The sequence below is a fragment of the Bacillus sp. GZB genome (assembly GCF_001975995.1).
Lineage (GTDB): Bacteria > Bacillota > Bacilli > Bacillales > Bacillaceae > Bacillus > Bacillus velezensis.
This window is the reverse complement of record NZ_MTQG01000017.1, coordinates 186,684-204,129: the sequence shown is the minus strand read 5'-3', so window position 1 is coordinate 204,129 and position 17,446 is coordinate 186,684. Positions and strand designations below refer to the sequence as shown.

At 50.0% G+C, this 17,446-nt stretch carries 15 protein-coding genes; 4 read left to right on the top strand and 11 right to left on the bottom strand.

From position 1 onward, the window contains the following. Both pheS and BXO87_RS12020 read right to left on the bottom strand, forming a co-directional pair. Window positions 1-1,035, bottom strand: a complete 1,035-nt coding sequence (gene pheS / locus BXO87_RS12025; protein ID WP_003152530.1) for a phenylalanine--tRNA ligase subunit alpha — start codon at window positions 1,033-1,035, stop codon at window positions 1-3. Window positions 1,036-1,396: 361 nt separating this feature from the next. Beyond that, complete coding sequence (locus BXO87_RS12020; RefSeq protein ID WP_038459425.1) at window positions 1,397-2,143, bottom strand: TrmH family RNA methyltransferase; 747 nt, start codon at window positions 2,141-2,143, stop codon at window positions 1,397-1,399. A gap of 120 nt (window positions 2,144-2,263) precedes the next feature. Between BXO87_RS12020 and sspI the strand changes: the two genes are divergently transcribed. From sspI to BXO87_RS12000, 4 genes are all read left to right on the top strand, one after another. Then, on the top strand, window positions 2,264-2,479 hold the full coding sequence (gene sspI, locus BXO87_RS12015) for a small acid-soluble spore protein SspI (RefSeq protein ID WP_003152527.1): 216 nt from the start codon (window positions 2,264-2,266) through the stop codon (window positions 2,477-2,479). A gap of 61 nt (window positions 2,480-2,540) precedes the next feature. Then, on the top strand, window positions 2,541-3,626 hold the full coding sequence (locus BXO87_RS12010) for a CdaR family transcriptional regulator (protein ID WP_038459427.1): 1,086 nt from the start codon (window positions 2,541-2,543) through the stop codon (window positions 3,624-3,626). Window positions 3,627-3,725: 99 nt separating this feature from the next. Continuing rightward, the gene (gene glcD / locus BXO87_RS12005) at window positions 3,726-5,138 is read left to right on the top strand and encodes a glycolate oxidase subunit GlcD (protein ID WP_038459429.1); all 1,413 of its coding nucleotides are present in this window, start codon (window positions 3,726-3,728) and stop codon (window positions 5,136-5,138) included. Continuing rightward, window positions 5,135-6,463, top strand: coding sequence for a (Fe-S)-binding protein (locus BXO87_RS12000; protein ID WP_015240341.1), 1,329 nt, complete (start codon window positions 5,135-5,137; stop codon window positions 6,461-6,463). The genes glcD and BXO87_RS12000 overlap by 4 nt, the downstream gene beginning before the upstream one ends. Before the next feature lie 70 nt (window positions 6,464-6,533). Here the strand turns inward: BXO87_RS12000 and cstA are convergent, their stop codons facing one another. The 9 genes from cstA to araB form a co-directional block, all read right to left on the bottom strand. Next, window positions 6,534-8,330 carry a carbon starvation protein CstA gene (cstA, locus tag BXO87_RS11995; protein ID WP_038459431.1) on the bottom strand — a complete coding sequence of 599 codons (1,797 nt, stop codon included), beginning with the start codon at window positions 8,328-8,330 and terminating at the stop codon, window positions 6,534-6,536. A gap of 110 nt (window positions 8,331-8,440) precedes the next feature. Then, window positions 8,441-9,940 (bottom strand): arabinosylfuranosidase ArfA, encoded by a 1,500-nt coding sequence (arfA, locus tag BXO87_RS11990; protein ID WP_038459433.1) that lies wholly within the window; start codon window positions 9,938-9,940, stop codon window positions 8,441-8,443. Between the two features lie 16 nt (window positions 9,941-9,956). Further along, window positions 9,957-10,784 carry an arabinooligosaccharides ABC transporter permease AraQ gene (araQ, locus tag BXO87_RS11985; RefSeq protein ID WP_007612991.1) on the bottom strand — a complete coding sequence of 276 codons (828 nt, stop codon included), beginning with the start codon at window positions 10,782-10,784 and terminating at the stop codon, window positions 9,957-9,959. 18 nt (window positions 10,785-10,802) lie between these two features. Beyond that, the gene (gene araP / locus BXO87_RS11980; RefSeq protein ID WP_038459435.1) at window positions 10,803-11,744 is read right to left on the bottom strand and encodes an arabinooligosaccharides ABC transporter permease AraP; all 942 of its coding nucleotides are present in this window, start codon (window positions 11,742-11,744) and stop codon (window positions 10,803-10,805) included. A gap of 41 nt (window positions 11,745-11,785) precedes the next feature. Further along, window positions 11,786-13,081 (bottom strand): arabinooligosaccharides ABC transporter substrate-binding protein AraN, encoded by a 1,296-nt coding sequence (araN, locus tag BXO87_RS11975; RefSeq protein ID WP_038459437.1) that lies wholly within the window; start codon window positions 13,079-13,081, stop codon window positions 11,786-11,788. Window positions 13,082-13,112: 31 nt separating this feature from the next. After that, window positions 13,113-14,297: a sn-glycerol-1-phosphate dehydrogenase gene (locus BXO87_RS11970; protein ID WP_038459439.1), complete on the bottom strand. Its 1,185-nt coding sequence runs from the start codon at window positions 14,295-14,297 to the stop codon at window positions 13,113-13,115. Continuing rightward, complete coding sequence (locus BXO87_RS11965; RefSeq protein ID WP_373692065.1) at window positions 14,294-15,100, bottom strand: HAD-IIA family hydrolase; 807 nt, start codon at window positions 15,098-15,100, stop codon at window positions 14,294-14,296. Before BXO87_RS11965 ends, BXO87_RS11970 begins: the two co-directional genes overlap by 4 nt. Continuing rightward, window positions 15,078-15,767 (bottom strand): L-ribulose-5-phosphate 4-epimerase, encoded by a 690-nt coding sequence (gene araD, locus BXO87_RS11960; RefSeq protein WP_003152509.1) that lies wholly within the window; start codon window positions 15,765-15,767, stop codon window positions 15,078-15,080. The genes BXO87_RS11965 and araD overlap by 23 nt, the downstream gene beginning before the upstream one ends. Next, complete coding sequence (gene araB, locus BXO87_RS11955) at window positions 15,760-17,445, bottom strand: ribulokinase (RefSeq protein ID WP_038459444.1); 1,686 nt, start codon at window positions 17,443-17,445, stop codon at window positions 15,760-15,762. The genes araD and araB overlap by 8 nt, the downstream gene beginning before the upstream one ends. Window position 17,446: the final 1 nt, after the last annotated feature.

Below are 17,446 nucleotides of genomic sequence, written 5' to 3'. Positions count from 1 at the left end.
TTACGCCTGTTTAAACTGCGAAATGAATCTGACATCATTGGTATAGAAATGGCGGATATCTTCAATGCCGTATTTCAGCATCGCGATACGTTCAACACCCATTCCGAAAGCAAAACCCTGGTATTCCTCAGGATTGAATCCGGCCATCTTCAGCACGTTCGGGTGAACCATGCCGGCGCCGAGAATTTCGATCCAGCCTGTTTTTTTGCAGACGGAGCAGCCTTGTCCGCCGCACTTAAAGCAGGTCACATCCACCTCGACAGAAGGCTCTGTGAATGGGAAAAAGCTCGGACGGAGCCTGATTTCACGATCTTGGCCGAACATTTTTTTGGCGACCAATTCAAGCGTGCCTTTCAGGTCGCTCATGCTGATTTTGCGGTCGACGACGAGACCCTCGATCTGCATGAATTGATGGGAATGTGTCGCGTCATCGTTGTCGCGGCGATACACTTTACCGGGACAAATGATTTTGACGGGGCCTTTTCCTTTATGCTTTTCCATCGTGCGCGTCTGCACCGGTGACGTCTGCGTTCTCATCAGCATTTCTTCTGTAATGTAAAAGCTGTCCTGCATGTCGCGGGCCGGATGTTCCTTCGGCAGGTTCAGCGCCTCAAAGTTGTAATAATCCGTTTCCACTTCAGGGCCTTCTTCGACGGTATATCCCATGCCGATAAATAAATCTTCAATTTCTTCAATAACGACCGTAAGCGGATGGCGTCCACCGATGTTTACCTGACTGCCCGGCAAAGTGACGTCAATCGTCTGGCTGCTGAGTTTTTTATTCATTTCTTCTTGTTCAAGCTGTTCATTTTTCGCCGTAATGGCTGCTGCAATGCGCTCTCTCACTTCATTGGCGAGCGCTCCCATTTTCGGGCGCTCTTCGGCGGACAGTTTGCCCATGCCGCGGAGAACTTCTGTAATCGGCCCTTTTTTTCCGAGATATTGCACCCGAATGTCGTTAACTTCTTTTAATGAACCCGCCGCTTCTACTTTTTCTGCAGCTTCCAGTTCGAGCTGTTTAAGCTTCTCTTCCATCATGCATCCTCCTTTTATGTAAACCAAACCGTTCTATGCCTTTTTCAGAAAACAAAAAAACCCGCCCCTTGAGAGAAGGGACGAGTTGTGGCCGCGGTACCACCCTTTTTAAGGCAGACTTCATCTGCCGACAGCTTCATTGACATAACGGAAACGATCGTTCCGGTTCACCTTTACGCGCGTTCGGCGCGGTCCCGGTGACAACTCGAGAGGTGAAAATCAATTTTTGTGCTGCGATAAAAATGCTCTCAGTCAGCGGCATTTTCTCCCTGGAAGGCAGTGTGTGCAAAAATTGACGTCCTCTGTCACGGTTTTTACATTATTGCTATCTATTATAGTGAAATCCAAGGCTTTTCGCAACCTATCCTCTGAGATGATAAACGAGGATGGCGGCCGCTACCGCCACATTCAGCGATTCCGCCTGCCCGTACAGCGGAACGTACAAGTTGAGATCCGTTTTTTGCAGAAGGCCGGCGTCCACTCCCGCCCCCTCGTTCCCGACGATTAACGCGAACGATTCTTCAGGCTTCACGCTTTGATAAGCCGCACCGTTTTCAAGCGCCGTGCCGTAGATCGAGACGCCTTGTGATTTCAGCTCAGCGGTGAACTCATCAAGCGGACGTTTCAAAATGGGAATATGAAAATGAGATCCTTGTGCTGAACGCAGCGTTTTTCCATTGTACGGGTCTGCTGTTCCCTCACCAAGGACAACGGCGTCGATGCCCGCCGCATCTGCCGTTCTGATCATTGTTCCTAAATTCCCCGGGTCCTGCACGGCATCAATCAGAAGCAGCCGTTTCAGCTGATCAGGCTGCTTATCCGGCATATGGCAGACCGCGGCGATCCGCTGCGGCGTTTCTGTTTCCGTCACGGCTGAAAACGCGTCTTCGCTCAGCACGTAGCACGGAATGCTCATGTCCAGATCGGCCGGGATGGCGCTCTCATCGTTTACGAGAATTTCTTTTACCGTTCCCTTTGATTTGAGCGCTTCTTCTGCCAGGTGCTCTCCTTCTATCAGAAATGTATTCGTTTTAAGTCTCTCTTTTTTTGTGTGAAGTTTTTTCCAGTCCTTCACTTTTTGGTTTTTTGCAGAGTCGATTCGTTTCACTTTATGTCTGTGCTCTCCTTTTTTCATGCATGTTGTTATTATATCTTAAGAACAGCACATAATAAACCGCGTGCGCGGTAAGAATATGCGTATCACATTCAGAAAAAAGGAGCGGTTGTAATGGATCTTAATTTACGCAACGCCGTTATTGCCAATGTAACCGGCAATAACCAGGATCAGCTGGAGCATACTATCGTTGACGCCATCCAAAGCGGTGAAGAAAAAATGCTTCCGGGCCTCGGCGTCTTATTCGAAGTTCTTTGGCAGCATGCGTCGGACTCAGAAAAAAATGAAATGCTCAAAACACTTGAAGGCGGATTAAAACCTGCGCAATAAACATGAACCGGGTGATGGGACACCCGGTTTTTTTTGTATAATAATGGCGAGGGGGATCGCCATGCAGTTACAGCCGGAACTGGCAAAGAAATTGATTGCCGAAGTCAAACATATGTACAGCCGCGAAGTGATTATTGCCGATACAAAAGGCATGATCATCGCGGGCACCAACGAGGCGCGCGCCGGATGGTTTCATGAAGGCGCACTGATCTGCGCGCGCGAAAAACGGAATGTCATCATTACGAAAGAAGATGAAAAACGGCTCGAGGGCGTAAAAGCAGGACTGAACCTCCCCGTTTTTTCAGGCCATGAAGTGATCGGAGTATTCGGCCTGACAGGAGACCCTGACGATATCCTGCCTTTCGGAGAATTGCTCAGAAAAATGACGGAGCTGTTTATTAAAGAAACGCGCCATATGGAAGAAGCGCAGTGGCGTGCGAGAATGCTTGAATCCTTTATGGTTGATTGGCTGCAGCTGAAAGAATGGTCTCCGGGCTTTTTAGAAAAAGCAAAGCTCATCGGCGCAGACCTTCACGCATACCGCAGGATCATACTCATTCAAGGCCGTTATGAGCAATATAAAGCGGAGGAGCTCGGGCGGCTCTGGCAGTACGAATGCCCTGAAGACCTGTTTGTCCGCTGGGGAAATGAACGCATTCTCATTAATCATGAAGCAAATTCGGCTTCCAAAACACAGCTCATTAAAAAGATCGGGGCCGTTTTCGGGCAGCCTGTCACCGCCGGCATCGGACGGATCGTTCCGGGAGAGCGCCTCACGGAATCATACGAACAGGCGGATAAAGCACTTTCAGCCGGAATCGGTGACAAGCAGGCCGTCTTTGAAGAAGATTTAAAACTGGATATGTGTCTTGCCGATATCGCACCCGGCACGCGGTCGGAGTTTTCACGGCGGGTTCTCGAGCATGTACTGGACCGGGAAGAACTTCTGGATACGCTGCGCGCCTTTTTCGACCGGCAATTATCGTTAAAGCGCACCGCCGACGACATGCATATTCATATCAATACATTGCGCTACCGTCTTTCCAAACTGGAATCACTGACAAATATGAATCTCGACCGCCCTGAAGACATAACAGCTTTTTATTTGGCGCTGCGCTTTTTAGATCAACATACAAAAAGCACGTAATCATATCATCATTTTTCATATGTTTCTCCATAGTGTGCGGAATCGTTTTTCTTTACAATTAAATGAAAACGCTTTTCTTATCAGGGAGGTTGGGAGAACATGATTTCACGAGAGGCAAAAGAAGCGTTCATCCGGACGGTCGGGAAGGAGAATTATGATGATTCAGCGGCGGGCCGTCTTGTGTATTCTTATGATGCGGCTCCTCAGCTGCAAGCCATGCCGGATGCGGTAATCGCCCCCCGCAGCGCGGATGACGCGTCCCGTATATTAACGATTTGCAGCAGGCATGACATTCCGATCGTGCCGAGGGGTTCAGGCACAAACTTATGCGGCGGCACATGTCCGTCTGAAGGCGGGCTTGTGCTTTTATTCAAACATATGAACCGCATTCTGGAAATCGATGAAGAAAATTTGACGGCAACCGTCCAGCCAGGCGTGATCACACAAGATATGATACGTGCGGTTGAACAAAAAGGTTTATTTTATCCGCCTGATCCGAGCAGCATGAAAATATCGACGATCGGCGGGAATATTAATGAAAATTCCGGCGGGCTGCGCGGTTTGAAGTACGGCGTCACCCGGGATTATGTCCTCGGCCTTGAAGCCGTCTTGGCTTCAGGCGATATCATCCGCACAGGAGGAAAGCTGACAAAGGATGTCGCCGGTTATGATCTGACCCGGCTTTTCGTCGGATCAGAAGGTACGCTCGGCGTTGTGACGGAAGCGACTTTAAAGCTGGTTCCGAAGCCGGAAACGAAAAAAACGCTGCTTGCACTCTATGAACATATTGAAGCGGCTGCGGAATCTGTTTCTGCCATTATCGCTGAAAAAATCATTCCGGCGACACTCGAATTTCTGGATCAGCCGACACTGCAGGTCATTGAAGATTACGCCAAGATCGGGCTTCCGACCGACGCAAAAGCGGTATTGCTGATCGAACAGGACGGTGACATCGACACGGTCAGACGAGATATGGAAAAAATCGAAGCCATCTGTAAAAACGGAGCAGCCGTATCCGTCCAAACGGCTGAAACCGAGGAAGAGGCATACGCGCTTACAGAGGCCAGACGGTCCGCATTATCAGCCCTCGCCCGGCTGAAACCGACAACGATTCTGGAAGATGCGACCGTGCCGAGATCACAAATTGCCAGCATGGTCAAAGCCATTAACGAGATTGCAGAAACATACGGCTTGTCCATCTGCACATTCGGCCATGCCGGAGACGGCAATCTCCATCCGACGTGCACCACCGATATCCGAAATACAGAGGAGATGGAACGTGTCGAAAAAGCTTTTGCCGCCATTTTTGAAAAAGCGATTGAGCTGGGCGGGACGATAACGGGTGAACACGGGGTCGGCATCGTAAAAGCGCCGTATTTAGAAATGAAACTGAAAACAGAAGGCATCACCGCCATGAAAGCGATCAAACAAGCGCTTGATCCCCAAAATCTGCTGAATCCGGGAAAAATATTCGCCAATTCATCAAGGAAACGCGTGGTGGTGATGAAATGACAACGGCTAAAGAGCAGAAACACATTCAAACAGAATTCAAAAACCGCATGGATGAAGGTGAATTGCTGAACTGTATGCGCTGCGGCTTCTGCCTTCCTTCCTGTCCGACCTATATCGAATCGGGATTTCAAGAATCCCATTCGCCGCGCGGCCGGATCGCCCTGATGAAAGCCGTCACTGACGGACTGATCGAGCCTGATGAAGATGTCGAGCGCTCACTTTCGCTGTGTCTCGGATGCCGGGCATGCGAGCCCGTTTGTCCGGCAGGGGTCAATTACGGACAGCTGCTTGAAGAAGCGAGGGATATCATTCATCAAAATAAAAAACATAAGCCGGGCGTGCGCCTCTTGCGGAAAGCCGCCTTCACCGGGCTTTTCCCACACCAAAACCGCATGCAGACAGCCGTGAATCTTCTCGGAATATACCAAAGATCGGGATTGCAGACCGCCGTCAGAAAAACCGGTATGCTGCGCGTTTTGCCTGAACATCTGCGCACAATGGAACAAGTGCTCCCGCCCGTCCCGAAACGGAAAGACATGAAGGAACGGCCGCGTTTTCTTCCTGCCGCGGGTCCCGTCCAAAAACGGGCCGCTTTTTTCTCGGGCTGCTTAATGGATACGATGTTTTTAGCGACAAATCATGCGACAACGGCGCTTTTACAGGCGGCCGGGTGTGAAATCGCGGTTCCGGACGGCCAGGCGTGCTGCGGCGCGCTTCACGGGCACAGCGGAGAAAAAGAGATGGGAAAAGAACTGGCCAAGCGGAATATCGCGGCTTTTGAAGCGCTTGACGCTGATTATATCATTACAAACGCCGGCGGATGCGGCGCCTTTCTTCAGGAATATCCGCATTTACTGAAAGATGAACCCGGATGGGCGGAACGTGCCGAACAATTCGTCCGGAAGCTCAAAGACTTTTCATCCGTACTGGTTGATCTGAAGTTCCATCAAAAAAACCTGCGGGCACAGTCTCCTCATATCGTCACATATCAGGACTCCTGCCATCTCCGCAATGTGATGCATACGTCAGAGGAACCGCGCACGCTTTTGAAAAGCATTAAAGGGGCTGAGTACAGAGAAATGGAAAAGGCCGACAGCTGCTGCGGGTCGGCGGGAATTTATAATATAACAGAGTCAGAGATGTCTATGAAAATATTAGACAGCAAGATGAAAGCCGCCGGAAAAACGGAGGCGGCCGTCATCGTGACAGCCAATCCCGGATGCCTTCTGCAAATGCAGCTCGGCATTTTACGCGAAGGATTAACAGGCCGTGTCCGCGCGGTTCATTTGGCGGATTACCTTTTGGAAGCGGCGGATTTGTCATAAGATGAAAGCAGAGAGACCGATCGGCTCTCTGCTTTTTTTATGATGCTGCAATGTTCGGACGGCCGCGGATTTATCCGGGTATTGAAGCTTCCAGTCTGGCACTCGGATCACGCCATACATTCGCCCATTTTTTCACAGCCGCAATGATAATCACAAGCCCGAGAATGAGCATGATAATGGATAAAACGCCATTCAGCACGTTGTATCCCGCCGCTTCGGGGTTCAAATACACATACCGCACCATCCAATAACCCGCATAGTTGACGGTCACATACAAATAAGCGAGAGGAATCAAGCATGTCAGCATATAGCGCCGCTTATCCGCTATTTTTAATACGACGGTCGCACCGATAATTAAGCCGACAGACGCCATAAGCTGATTGGATACGCCGAACAGCGCCCAAATGGAACTGATGTCGCCCGAATACAGAAGATAGCCCCACAGCAGGCAGGCGAGCGCGCTTGAGAAAATCGAGCCCGGCAGCCAGTCTGTTTTTTTCAACGGCTTATAGACCTCTCCGAAAAACTCTTGAATCAAGTACCGGGCGACACGGGTTCCCGCATCAATCGCCGTTAAAATAAACACCGCTTCAAACATAATGACGAATTGAAAAAAGTATGAAGCCAAATGACTGAAAAACGGAATCTCCGTAAAGATATACGTCATTCCGACGGCAAGCGTAACGGCTCCGCCCGTTCTTCCTTCCAGACTGAGCCCGATTTCTTTGCTCAATTCAGGCAAATGGACGACATTCATCCCGAGGGTGCGGAATATTTCAGGCGTGCTGTTAATGGCAAAATAGTCGGCGGGCTCAAGAGCGGCAGCTGCAATGAGCGCCATAATTCCGACGAGACATTCCACAAGCATCGCTCCGAAAGCAACCGGCTTTATATCACTCCATTTATCCAGCATTTTCGGCGTTGTGCCGGAACCGACAAATGCATGAAAGCCCGAAATGGCGCCGCAGGCAATCGTTATTGAAATAAACGGCCAGACAGGACCCGCGATCACCGGGCCTCCGCCGTGAATAAACTCCGTTACGGCCGGGAATTTAATGGCGGGATTGACGAAAAAGACGCCTGCGATCAAAGCGGCAAAAACCCCGATTTTCATAAAACTGCTTAAATAGTCACGCGGAGCCAGCAAAAGCCAAACCGGAAGCGCCGCGGCGAAAAACGCATAAACAGGAAGCGCCACTGCAAGCGTTTTCGCATCCAGTGTCAGCATCTCCCCGAGAGCCGTTGTCTGCAGCCACGGCCCGATGACAACACCGGCCATTAACAAAAGAAACCCGACAGTTGATGCGAGTTTGAGATTGCCCGTTTTTTTATAATAGAGGCCGACCCCCATCGCGATCGGAATCGTAATCCCCACCGCAAACGTTCCCCACGGGTTTTTCTCAAGCGCGTGCAGCACAACCATGGACAGCCCCGCCATCGTGATCGTAATGATAAACAGCATCGAGAGACCCGTGCAAAAACCCGCCACCGGCCCGAGCTCTTCTTTGGCGACTTCAGAAAGCGTTTTCCCGTTTTTCCGCATTGATGCAAACAATACGACAATATCGTGCACGGCTCCTCCGATCACCGCTCCGATTAACAGCCATAAAAGCCCGGGCAGATAGCCGAACTGAGCTGCCAGAATCGGTCCGACAAGCGGGCCGGCAGCGGCGATTGCCGCGAAGTGGTGGCCGAATGACACCCACTTATTCGTCGGCACATAATCTTTCCCATCCTCAAGCACATGGGCCGGAGTCGGTGTCTGATCATTGATTTTTAATACTTTGACCATCATAAAGGTACCGTAAAGCCGATAGGCGATCGCCAGAATACATATAGACGCTATGACGATTGTAATCGCATTCATTTAATCCCAGCCCCTTTTCTCTTTTTCTAAATATTATCACAATTATCAGATAACAGCAGATGATTTTTACGTAAAAAAAAGCCGGCGGCTAAGCCCGGCTTTTCGGAACGCTATTTTCCTGATAAACGGATGACATTCCAGGACAGCGGCGTAAAATGAGCCGTTATTCCTTCGGCGTTTGCGGAAGACGTCCCGTTGGAGTGCGGAATGACTTCTTTTCTGTTTTTTTGATTGGTCGCTTTCATATCCTGATGCTCCAGCACGATATGCTCAATAATGCGGTAATCTTCAAACCCTCTCAGCTTTATCTCCGTTTCCATCAGTTCCTTGCTTTTGTTGACGGCAAAAATGGTCAGTGCTTCATCCTCTTCATGGTAAACGGCCGCGGCATCAACATACGGCACATCCGTAAAATCCGCTGAGTCGTATTTCGGGGAAGTGACCAGCAGCTTCATTGAAGTCCCTCTCCCGTAGACAGAGGCGTGCATGTAAGGGTAAAAGATCGGCTGTCTCCATGCTTCTCCGCCCTTTTCAGTCATAATAGGCGCAATTACGTTGACAAGCTGGGCGAGACAGGCGGTCTTTAGTCTGTCCGCATGCTGCAGCATCGTAATCAGCAGTGAACCGATCAACAGTGCGTCTTCAAAATTGTAGATGTCTTCGAGAATCGGCCGGGCCGTAATCCATGGCTCCACTTTTTTATCCGCTTCATTTGAGTGATACCACACATTCCATTCATCTAAAGAAAGGTGAATCGTTTTTTTGCTGCGTTTTTTCGCTTTCATATAATCACATACGGCTGTGACGGATTTAATAAAATGGTCTAAATCCATCGACTTCGCCAAATAGTTTTCAAGATCATTTTCATGGTTGCCGTAATACGTATGCAGTGAGATGTAATCCACATGCTCGTACGTATGCTCAAGCACCTCGGCCTCCCACTCGATGAAGGATGGCATGCCGCTGTTTGAGCTTCCGCAAGCCACCAATTCGATCGTCGGGTCCGTCCATTTCATCACCTTTGCCGTTTCAGCGGCGAGCCGTCCGTATTCATGCGCCGTTTTATGACCGATCTGCCAAGGACCGTCCATCTCATTTCCTAAGCACCATGTTTTGATGCCGTAAGGTTTTTCATATCCGTGCGATTTTCGTAAGTCGCTCCAGTACGACCCTTCAGGATGGTTGCAGTATTCGACGAGGTTCCGGGCGGCATCGATCCCTCTCGTCCCGAGATTGACAGCCATATTCACTTCGGCGTTCACTTTTTTCGCCCACGTTAAAAATTCATTCGTCCCCACTTCGTTCGTTTCTGTCGTCTGCCATGCCAAATCAAGCCTCCGCGGGCGGTCCTTCACCGGCCCTACGCCGTCTTCCCAATTGTAGCCCGAGAGAAAATTCCCTCCCGGATAGCGGATGAACGGCACTTGCAATTCCTTGATTAACTCCTGCACGTCTGTTCTGAAGCCGTCCTTGTCGGCTTTCGGGTGTCCGGGCTCATAAATGCCTTCATACACCGCCCGGCCCATATGTTCTATAAATGATCCGTACATCCGTTTGTCCACTTCACCGATGATATATTCTTTATCTGCTGTAATCCCCGCTTTTTTCATTATTTCCTCCCTCTCTCTATCCCTTCACTCCGCCTACTGTGAGGCCGGAAATGAAGTATTTTTGGAAAAACAAGAATATGATGATCACCGGCAGTATCGCAAAAACGGACCCGGAAATCAGCATGTCATAGTTGTTGCCGTACGGACTCAGCAGCCCTGAAAGTCCGATTGGAAGCGTAAACATTTCTTTCGACCGAAGCACGATCAGCGGCCATAAAAAGTTATTCCAGCTGTTTAAAGATTGAAGAATGATCATTGCCCCGAATGCCGGTTTCATGAGCGGCGCCATAATTCTGAAAAAAATGCCGAATTCGGTGCAGCCGTCCATTCTCGCTGAATCAAGCAGATCCTTCGGAAGTCCGAGCGCATATTGCCGGAAAAAGAACACGGCGACAGGCGACACAATAAACGGCAGAATCACTCCCGTATAGGAATCGATCAAATGAAGACCCACCGTCAATTTGAACAACGGAAGCATCATCACTTCAAGAGGCACCATCATAATGATCAGCACAAGAACGAAAATAATATTTCTGCCTTTAAATTCATAGACACCGAGTCCGTAGCCGATCAAAGAGGAAAAAAACAGCGTGAGAACCGTGGTAAGAACGCCGAGCAGCAGGCTGTTAAAAAACCATTTGAAATAAATGCTCCCCCCGTTGAACAAATAGGTGTAGTTATCAAGGCTCATCACATCCGGATCAAGACGCAGATTCAGCCCGATGCGCATCAGCTCAGATGACGGCTTTAAAGAACCGAGCAATAGACAGATCATCGGAAAGATATACAACAGGCTCAGCATGATAAAAAACAAGGTAAACGCAACTCTGTACACGGAAAACATGTGATTGTTACGCAACGCTTATCCCTCCCCTTTAAACGAACCGGACAGTTTCAGAGAAACAAGGCTGACTAGTAGGATGACAAGCAAAAGGACAATTCCGATTGCGGCCCCGTACCCCATTTCGTTGTATGCAAGCCCCTGCTGATATAAATAACCGACAAGTGTGAGGCCGATATTGCCCGGGGAATTATTCTGCCAAAGCACATAGCTTTCCTCAAACATTCTGAAACCGCCGATAATACTGATCGTTAACACATAAACGGACACCGGCTTTAAAAATGGAAGGGTAATATGACGGAACTTTTTCCACGTACTCGCCCCGTCAATTTCAGCCGCTTCATACAATTCTTTCGGCACGTTTTGCAATCCGGCCAGAAAGTATAGAATGTTAATGCCCATCCACCTCCATGACGCAAGCAGCACCATTAAAAACATGCCGGTACCTTTGTTGTTGAGCCAGTTTTGGGGTGATGCGCCAAGCTTCATCATCAGCTCGTTTGCAAGCGACGTATTCATTTCTCCGAACATCAGACGGAAAATAATCCCCGCTACGATCGTCGATGTTAAAGCCGGTACAAACAGAGCCGATTTAAATACATTTCTGAACCTGACGAGCTTCGAATTCAGAATCACCGCCAAAAGAAGCGGCACTGGAATCAGCACGATCAGCGTCCAGAAGGTATATTCCAATGTGTTAAACAGTGCGGTGTAAAAGGTTGGATTAAGAAGAGCGGTATAATTGGAAAACCCGACAAATGTAACTTCTCCCGGCAGTATCCGCTGAAAGCTCATGATAAACACGCTGATAATCGGATACAAAAAGAAAACGAGAAACGAAATGATAAATGGCGCCGTAAAAAGATAAGGCGCCGCTTTTTTTGAATACAGCACATTGCGCCGGCGCGGCTTCTCCCGGACTGCAGAAACGGTTTGCGCTGTCTCTGTCTTTACAGGTCTCATAAAAGCTCCCCCGCTTTCACTGTTAAATAGGGCGGCTTCTCCTATTTCTCTAATTGCTCTGCCGCCTCGTCCAAGGCTTCCTTAGGTGTTTTTTCCTGCGTCTTCAACGCATCGAACAGCACTTGTCTGACAACAAGATCAGCCGCTTTAGAGAAGTCTTCATGCAGATAAATCGGATTGATCTCATCTTTTATTTCAAGGAGCGAGGAAAAAATTGACGTACCGTTCCGGAAGAAATCCGTGTACTTGTTTTTCTCCTTCAATTCTTTTGAATCCCACACGTCCCAGCGGAGCGGGTCAAAGCCGAGCACCGTCCAAAGCTTTATGTTCCCTTCCTTTGAACCTTTCGCAAAACCGAGAAATTCTTTCGCGAGATTCAGATGTTCAGCCTGCTTCGGCACGACGGTGGCTGTTCCGCCTAAACCCGCTGATCTGTCACCGCCTTCTTTCCAGGCCGGCATAGGGTAAATCGCCATTTTCCCTTTTAAATCAGGCATATAATCGATAAACCGTCCCATGTACCAAATAGGCATCAGCACTGAGGCTGCCCCGCCCTGATTCATAAAACCGTAGTATTCTTCGCTGTGATGGCCGCCGCCGGGAGCCGGCAGAAGGGTTTTATCATTTACCATGTCCTTTACATAATTCAGTGTGTCTGTATTCGTCTTGCTGTTCAGAATCAATTTTCCGTTTTTGCTGTAGTAGCCTGACCCTTGCTGCGAAATCATGGATAGGAATGTGGCGGAGTCGTTTGTTTCAACCGTTCCCATCGGTTTCCCCGCGGCTTCACGCACTTTTTTCCCTGCCCGCCGGTAATCTTCCCAAGTCTTAATGGAGGCGGGATCAACGCCCGCTTTTTTCATGATATCCATGTTGTAAAACATGCCGGTCGTCCCCACATGTGTATCAAGGCCGTACAATTTTCCGTTTTTGCTGTATAAGGCCAGACGCGCTTCCACAAACTTATCGCGGTCTTTTTCAATCAGCGGCGTCAGATCGGCAAGCGGGATATCCTTCCCCTTCAGAAAGTTCGAGAACCGGCTTAATTCCACGTCGGCTATATCGGGAAGCCCCTCACCCGCGATCAGCGAAACCGATAAATTATCATGCATTTGTCCATAAGGATAAACAACGGTATTCAGCTTGATTTTGCGCTCCGGATATTTCTGATTCCATTCTTTGACCATTTCCTGATAAAACTGTTCGTGCAGACCGTTAAACGTCCAAAACGTCAGCTCCGTTTCTCCCGGCCGGCCGGCAGTCCGTTCTTGTGAACAGCCGGCGGTAAACACGAAGAGCATCATCAGCACCAAACATACAGCGGTCGTTTTTTTCATGTCATTACCCCTTCCACTTTAGGCCGTGCGGCTATAGATGCAAATGATGTGCAAAGAGCGCTGCATTTTCATTTATGATGGTTAAACCGGTATAACGGTCCCGCAATGTGTGCGCATGCTTAAGCGCATCGCTGACAAGCTCCTTTTCCACACCGATCTCATCGAAACAGGCGGGACCTCCCGCAGATGCGAGCCACCCGGCAATTGTCTTGCCGTCGGGAAGCCCTTCATATGCAGAATGAATCGCCTCGCGAAAGTGCGGCGGCAGTTCAGCAAGCTTTTCGTGACAAGCCAGTTCTTTGTAAATATCACTCAACACCGCGCACGCACAGCCGACCTTCGCACCGTGGAGAATCGGAGGCTGTTTTGCCTTCAGCATTTCCATCTCAATCCAATGCGAGATGTGATGTTCTCCTCCTGAGGCGGGGCGGGAGTGGTCAAGCGCAAGCATGACAAGACCCGAAACGATCAGCGCTTCCATCAGTATCTGAATGCCGGCCTCCGTTCCCATGGCAATGTCAGCGCGGTGATCAATGCACTGCCAAAGCGCGTCTTTCACATGCTTCGCCCCGGCTTCTGAGTACGGCTCACCCGCAAGCCTGCGGGAAATCTCCCAATCTGCCAGCGATGTTATTTTTCCGATCATGTCTCCGAAGCCCGCAGCTGTCATTGAACGGGGCGCTTCTTTTAATACATTCGTATCGGCAAATAAGGCGATCGGCGCTTTCGTTTGAATCGTCGTTTTGATTCCGTTTAATATGAGCGGCGCTCCCGCCGATGTAAAACCATCGACTGACGGAGCGGTGGGGAATGAGATAAACGGCAATCCGCGCTGGCAGGCGGCAAACCGCGTAATGTCGTGAATCGTTCCTGAACCGGCCGCAATGATGACATCCGTCTCTTCCGCGAGATTGATCAGCGTATAGACCAATGTCCTCTCATCAGCCGCGGCGGCCCCGGCTTCATGCTCCGGAATGATGACTTTTGACGCTTTGATCCCGCCTGCCCTCAATTCGTCCGCAAGCAGACGTCCCGCCGCCTCGTACGTGTTCCGGTCACAGACGATGACCGGATGATTCCAGCATTTTTTTTGCAGAAATCTGAGAAGCTCTTCTTTTGCATTCGCCCCGATCACGATATCTTCTATTTGAATCGGTGAGCGGCTGGCCCCTTCCTTGTCAAACTCGGATTGAATGTCCTCAGGAGAACGTTTCATAAAAGGATTCCCTCCTTCGCTAATCCTGTCAGGTCTTTAATAGAATCAAGGACGATGTCAGGTTCATATAGACGGGGCTCCCCAAGTTTGACCGACCCCGTCAGAACCAATACGCTTTTCATTCCGTACAGCCTGCCCATTGCGATATCAGATTCGAGGCTGTCTCCGATAATGGCGCATTCCTCAGGGGGAAGTCCAAGCGCTTCACATGCCGCCTCAGCCATCAGCCAAGACGGTTTGCCGATGACAAGCTCCGTTTTTGCTCCGGCGGATGCTTCAATGGCCCCGATCATTCCCGCGACGTCCATGGCATGGCCGCCTTCATTCGGAAAGGAGCGGTCCCGGTTCGTGGCGATGATGCGCGCGCCGGAGGAAGCCGCCTTAAAAGCGAGATTCAGATCTTCGTAGGTGACGGTTTCATGCAGGGAGATGACAAGCCAGTCGGCTGCCTGCGGTTTTTTCGCCAGGGCGACACCCGCTAAAGCGAGTTCATCAGTCAGCCCTTTTTCCCCTAACACCCACACCTTTGACATAGGATAATGCTTCTTTAAAAATGATGCCGTCACACTGGAGGACAGCACGATGTTCCGTTCATCCGTGCGGATACCGGCACCCAGCAGTTTCTTTCGGCACATTGCTCTTGATAGATTGCCGCGGTTGCTTAAAAAGACAACGGCTTTGCCCAGTGACTGAAGGGTATGAACGGCTTCTTTTGCGCAGTCAATCAGCTCCCGCCCCCTGAATACGGTTCCGTCTAAATCAATCAGAAACCCGGCCGCGTCAAGTTTGGCCATAATAAGCATTCGCCCCGTGTTTTCTGTAAAAATGCTTATCATGCAGCACTCTGTCGATCGGACTGAGCTGTTTGTTCAGCATAAGCGAATGGTAGGCCATTTCCGCTACCGTTTCGAGCACAACGGCGTTATGCAGGGCATTCAGCGCGTCCGTTCCCCAGCAGAACGGGCCGTGGCTGTGGACGAGGACACCCGGATTTTGTTCATACGGTTCGTTTTGAAAGGTTTCGGCTATGACTTTGCCTGTATGATATTCGTAATCTTTCACAATTTCTTCTTCATACATTTCCCTCGTGCAGGGTATAGCGCTTTCAAAGTAATCCGCGTGAGTCGTTCCGAGAGCGGGTATGTCTCTTCCGGACTGTGCCCAGCTCGTCGCCCAGCGGGAGTGCGTATGAACGATTCCGCCGATAGCCGGAAACGCTTTATACAGATAAAGATGGGTCGGCGTGTCAGAAGACGGTTTCAGCGAGCCTTCGAGAATGTCTCCGTCCTCATTCAGGACGACCAGTTTGTCAGCGGTCAGCTCACTGTAATCGACACCGCTCGGTTTAATGACGATTCTCCCGCTCTCTCTGTCAATGCCGCTGACATTCCCCCATGTAAACGTGACAAGGTTATGTTCCTCAAGCTTCAGGTTGGCGGCGAGCACTTCTTCTTTTAACGCTTCAAGCATGGCGGCTCTCCCCTTTCACAAAATCACGGTTTTTAATGGCTTTCAGGCGTTTCATAACATTGTTTTCTTTGCCGAAGTAGTGTACGAGCTCTTTATATTCCGCATATAAGCTGTCATAAATCTCAGCTCTTTCCCGGTTCGGGGCATAAAAGCCGTCTTTTAATTTCCCCATATGCGCACATGCTTCAGCAATATTGGAGAATCCCCCGTTTTCCCGTCCCGCGGCGAGCGCTCCGAAAATCGCGGAGCCCAGTGCAGGCGCCTGCGGAGACCCGGATAATTTAATATCCATATTTGTGACGTCTGCATAAATCTGCATGACAAACGGATTTTTTTCGGCGATTCCTCCGGCTGCGTAAAGCTCTTCGACCGGAACGCCGTTTTCCCGGAACGTTTCGATAATCATCCTCGTTCCGAACGCCGTCGCTTCAATCAATGCCCTGTAGATTTCTTCCGGCTTCGTGTGCAACGTCATGCCAAGCATCATGCCCGTCAAATCTGCGTCCACCAAGGTTGACCGGTTTCCGTTCCACCAGTCAAGCGCGAGAAGACCGCTTTCCCCCGGAACAAGTTCAGCTGCTTTTTTGCTGAGCAGCTCGTGAATGTCTATGTGTTTATCCTCAGCTTCCTTCTCATAGTCTCTCGGAACACACGTTTTGACGAACCATTCAAAGTGGTCGCCGACACAGGACTGTCCCGCTTCATATCCCGCATATCCGGGCAAGATGCCGTTATTGACGACCCCGCACATACCGGGGACGATATGTTCTTCGTCGCCGAGCAGCACATGGCAGGTAGACGTTCCCATGATCATCAGCATTTTCCCCGGCTCTGTAATACCGACCGCGGGCACTGACACGTGAGCGTCGACATTGGCGACGGCAACGGCCGTCCCCGGCAGAAGCCCGGTCAGCTCCGCCATTTTTTCGGTCAAACCTCCTGCTTTTTCCCCGACTGAATAAATGGAGCCGCTTAATTTATCCTTTGTAATCGTTTTCATTAACGGGTTGAGCCTTTCGAAAAAATGATCCGGCGGATACCCCGTCTCCTCATTCCAGATTGCTTTGTAGCCGGCCGTGCAGTTGCTTCGCTTCAATGAACCGCACAATTGATAGACGATCCAGTCTGCCGCTTCCACAATCTGATCTGCCGCCTCGTATATATGCGGCGCTTCTTCCGCGATTTGCATGATTTTCGGGATCATCCATTCGGAAGAAATTTTACCGCCGTATCTTTTAAGGAATGTTTCATTTGTGTCTTCGGCAATCGTGTTCAAACGGTCTGCATGTTTTTGAGCCGCATGATGCTTCCACAGCTTCACATAACTGTGGGGCTCCCGTTCAAATTCCTGAAGCATACAAAGCGGCTGCCCCGCGCCGTCTATCGGCAAAATCGTGCAGGCGGTAAAATCAATTCCTATGCCGATCACGTCTTTTGGATCAGCGCCCGCCTGCTCAAGCAGGTTCGGAATCGCCGTTTCCAGAACTTCGATATAATCGGCAGGATGCTGAAGCGCCCAGTCCCGAGGAAGTTTTTCACCCGTCTTCGGCAGCGTGCGGTCGATGACGGCATGAGTATATTCTTTTACCGCAGACGCGATTTCTTCGCCCGTGCGGACATTGACAAGCACCGCCCGGCCGGACAATGTGCCGAAATCAACACCAATCGTATACGCCATA

Excerpts from the sequence above, each read along its gene's own strand:
- pheS (WP_003152530.1), bottom strand. The coding sequence starts at position 1,035 with ATGGAAGAGAAGCTTAAACAGCTCGAACTGGAAGCTGCAGAAAAAGTA.
- sspI (WP_003152527.1), top strand. The coding sequence starts at position 2,264 with ATGGATCTTAATTTACGCAACGCCGTTATTGCCAATGTAACCGGCAAT.
- BXO87_RS12010 (WP_038459427.1), top strand. The coding sequence starts at position 2,541 with ATGCAGTTACAGCCGGAACTGGCAAAGAAATTGATTGCCGAAGTCAAA.
- glcD (WP_038459429.1), top strand. The coding sequence starts at position 3,726 with ATGATTTCACGAGAGGCAAAAGAAGCGTTCATCCGGACGGTCGGGAAG.
- BXO87_RS12000 (WP_015240341.1), top strand. The coding sequence starts at position 5,135 with ATGACAACGGCTAAAGAGCAGAAACACATTCAAACAGAATTCAAAAAC.
- cstA (WP_038459431.1), bottom strand. The coding sequence starts at position 8,330 with ATGAATGCGATTACAATCGTCATAGCGTCTATATGTATTCTGGCGATC.
- arfA (WP_038459433.1), bottom strand. The coding sequence starts at position 9,940 with ATGAAAAAAGCGGGGATTACAGCAGATAAAGAATATATCATCGGTGAA.
- araQ (WP_007612991.1), bottom strand. The coding sequence starts at position 10,784 with ATGTTTTCCGTGTACAGAGTTGCGTTTACCTTGTTTTTTATCATGCTG.
- araP (WP_038459435.1), bottom strand. The coding sequence starts at position 11,744 with ATGAGACCTGTAAAGACAGAGACAGCGCAAACCGTTTCTGCAGTCCGG.
- araN (WP_038459437.1), bottom strand. The coding sequence starts at position 13,081 with ATGAAAAAAACGACCGCTGTATGTTTGGTGCTGATGATGCTCTTCGTG.
- BXO87_RS11970 (WP_038459439.1), bottom strand. The coding sequence starts at position 14,297 with ATGAAACGTTCTCCTGAGGACATTCAATCCGAGTTTGACAAGGAAGGG.
- BXO87_RS11965 (WP_373692065.1), bottom strand. The coding sequence starts at position 15,100 with ATGCTTATTATGGCCAAACTTGACGCGGCCGGGTTTCTGATTGATTTA.
- araD (WP_003152509.1), bottom strand. The coding sequence starts at position 15,767 with ATGCTTGAAGCGTTAAAAGAAGAAGTGCTCGCCGCCAACCTGAAGCTT.
- araB (WP_038459444.1), bottom strand. The coding sequence starts at position 17,445 with ATGGCGTATACGATTGGTGTTGATTTCGGCACATTGTCCGGCCGGGCG.